Source organism: Bacteroides faecis MAJ27 (assembly GCF_900106755.1).
In the GTDB taxonomy this organism is placed as follows: Bacteria; Bacteroidota; Bacteroidia; order Bacteroidales; family Bacteroidaceae; genus Bacteroides; species Bacteroides faecis.
Window position 1 is genome coordinate 1 of the sequence record NZ_FNNN01000064.1, and the last position, 2564, is coordinate 2564.

3 protein-coding genes are annotated in these 2564 nt (G+C 43.7%); all 3 read left to right on the forward strand.

From position 1 onward, the window contains the following. Positions 1 to 198: 198 nt before the first annotated feature. The 3 genes from BLW31_RS23610 to tnpC all read left to right on the forward strand — a co-directional run bounded on the left by BLW31_RS23610 (position 199) and on the right by tnpC (position 2507). Positions 199 to 480 carry a hypothetical protein gene (locus tag BLW31_RS23610; RefSeq protein WP_010535663.1) on the forward strand — a complete coding sequence of 94 codons (282 nt, stop codon included), beginning with the start codon at positions 199 to 201 and terminating at the stop codon, positions 478 to 480. Beyond that, positions 468 to 821 carry an IS66 family insertion sequence element accessory protein TnpB gene (gene tnpB / locus BLW31_RS23615; protein WP_010535664.1) on the forward strand — a complete coding sequence of 118 codons (354 nt, stop codon included), beginning with the start codon at positions 468 to 470 and terminating at the stop codon, positions 819 to 821. Before BLW31_RS23610 ends, tnpB begins: the two co-directional genes overlap by 13 nt. Positions 822 to 911: 90 nt before the next feature. Next, complete coding sequence (gene tnpC / locus BLW31_RS23620) at positions 912 to 2507, forward strand: IS66 family transposase (RefSeq protein WP_010535665.1); 1596 nt, start codon at positions 912 to 914, stop codon at positions 2505 to 2507. The last annotated feature ends 57 nt before the right edge of the window (positions 2508 to 2564 follow it).

Genomic DNA, 2564 nt, shown 5'->3' on the forward strand with positions numbered 1-2564 from the left:
GTAAGCGTCTCGGCGATGCCGTCTTTTCTTTAATTCTACTTCTTCATATCTTTGCTTTCATATTAATCAATTCCTACTTATATGACTGCACATGCTTTATACACTCAAACCCTGTCTGAGTATAAATCCCGTCTGATATCTTCTCCCTGTTTAACTCTTCGTAGTTATTGTCATGAGTGTCATGTTAATTATCATGGTATGGAACTCTGGCTTTCTCGGCACGGCATTCGCATTCGTGAACTTCGTTCTTCCCTTTCGGTTTCTTCCTCCGCAAAGCCGGTGCCCTGCTTCAGTCCTTTGGTTCCCTCATCCGCGCCTTCGGTCCGTCCGTCCTCTTCTTCGGATATGCTTTATGGTATCAATATTACTTTTCCGGATGGGGTGATTATTTCCATCAAGCAGGGAAGTTCTTTTGGTATTCACCGTTTTATTGACCTTTATAACCGTAAGATACAGGAGGAGCAGTCATGTTTGCTTTAACCGAAAATATGCGTTATTACCTGTACCAGCATTATGTCGATATGCGTAAAGGTATGACAGGACTTTATCAGCTGGTCAAGTCCGACATGTCACTTTCTCCCGTTTCAGGAGATGTTTTTGTTTTCTTTTCCCACAAACGGGACATGGTTAAAATTTTACGTTGGGATACGGATGGTTTTATTCTTTACCAGAAGCGCCTGGAAGAAGGTACCTTCGAAGTCCCGCGTTTTAATCCTTCTACGGGTGCTTACGAGCTTTCCTGGAAGAGTTTCTTTTTGATTATGCAGGGCGTCTCCCTCCGGTCAGCCAAGTGCAGGAAACGATTTCGGCTGAAGCTATAGAAACGCCAAATGATTGATAAACAATGTGTTACAACGTAGATTTATAATAAAAAGCTTTGTTGCCCGGTTCTTTTTTCGTATCTTTGAGGTATGAAAAAAGACCGGGTCATAGAGCTTCTGGAGGAACAGAACAGACATTTCAAGGAACAGATTAAAGCTGCTGACCAGCGTGAGCAACAAAGTCAGCGTCTGATCTGTGAACTGACTTCACAGGTTAAGCAACTGACCGATGCCGTTCAATCTCTGGAAGAAGCGCTGACGCTGAAGAACGGCAAACTGAAAAAGCAGGAGAACATTAGCCGCAGTTTGAGTAAGCTTATCAGCAATGAGTCTGAAAAGCAAATACCTGATAAGCCGCAACCCGCTTCTGAGACAGCTCCGTCCCGTCCGTCCGCTTCCCCCAAAGAACGGGGGAATAACAACTCCAAACGTAAAGAGCATTTTGAACTGGAAGAAAAGATAATCGAAGTCAATCCCGACCATCCCCTTTTCAGTATGTCTCTTGCCAAGTTTATGGGATACCGTGATTCTATCCGATATGTCTATATTCCGCCAAAGTTCATTAAGTACATTTATCGACAGAATATTTATAGCTTTAATGAAACGGTCTTCAGCGGTTGCGCCCCCGCCGCCCCTTTTCTGAATTCCCAATATGACGGTTCGTTCGTTGCCGGTTTATGCCAGTTGCGATATATCTACTCCATGAGTGTGGAACGTATCGTTAACTTCTTTCGGGAGAACGGGTTCAAACTCGAAAAGCCCACCGCCCATCATCTGCTGGGTAAAACGGCTGTTTTGTTCGAAAACCTCTATGAAGCACTCAGGGAAGTGGTGCTTGAAGATCCCTACCTCTGTTGTGACGAAACATATCACAAAGTACTGGTTCCGGAAAAGAACAGTAAAGGCAAAGGGGTACGAAAAGGGTATATCTGGGCAGCGGCGGCAGCGACCTTAAAGCTGGTGCTCTATTTCTATGAGGGCGGATCACGCAGGCAGGAGGTGCTTTTTGATTTCCTCAAAACCTATAAAGGAACAGTACAAAGTGATGCATACGCCCCATACAGGAAACTGGAAACCGACCAATATCACAATATCACGAGGATCGCATGTCTTCAGCACGTCAAACGAAAGTTTCTTGAACAGGATAAGGAACCGGACGCCCGAAAGATAGTTGAAATGATAAACCAACTGTACCAAAAGGAACATGAACATCGGACAGGCTATCAGGGATGGACAATCAAAGACAATCTTGCACATAGAAAACAGTATGCCCCGCCAATACTCAGGAAGATAAAAAAGAAATTATTGAGCCTGCAGGCAAAGCCGGACTTATTACCGAAAAGCCAAATGGCGGAGGCCATTAATTACACACTATCCCAGTGGAAGGCCATAGAGGATATCTTTACCAAAGGGGAGTATTATCTGGACAACAACCTTGTCGAGAGGTATAATCGGTATATATCACTATCCAGAAGAAACTCGCTTTTCTTCGGAAGCCATAAGGGAGCTGAAAGAGGGGTAATACTATATTCATTGGCATGTTCGTGCAGGATGCATGGCATAAATACATTCGAATATATAGCCGATGTGATTAACAAAGCGGCGAAGTTACCACCAAATACAGACAGGAAAATATATAGAGATTTATTGCCACACAAATGGAAGGAAAACAGAAGTAGAATCTGAAAAGAAAAGGATTATCTGATTTTTTGAAGAAAAACACGGCATCGCCGAGACGCTTAC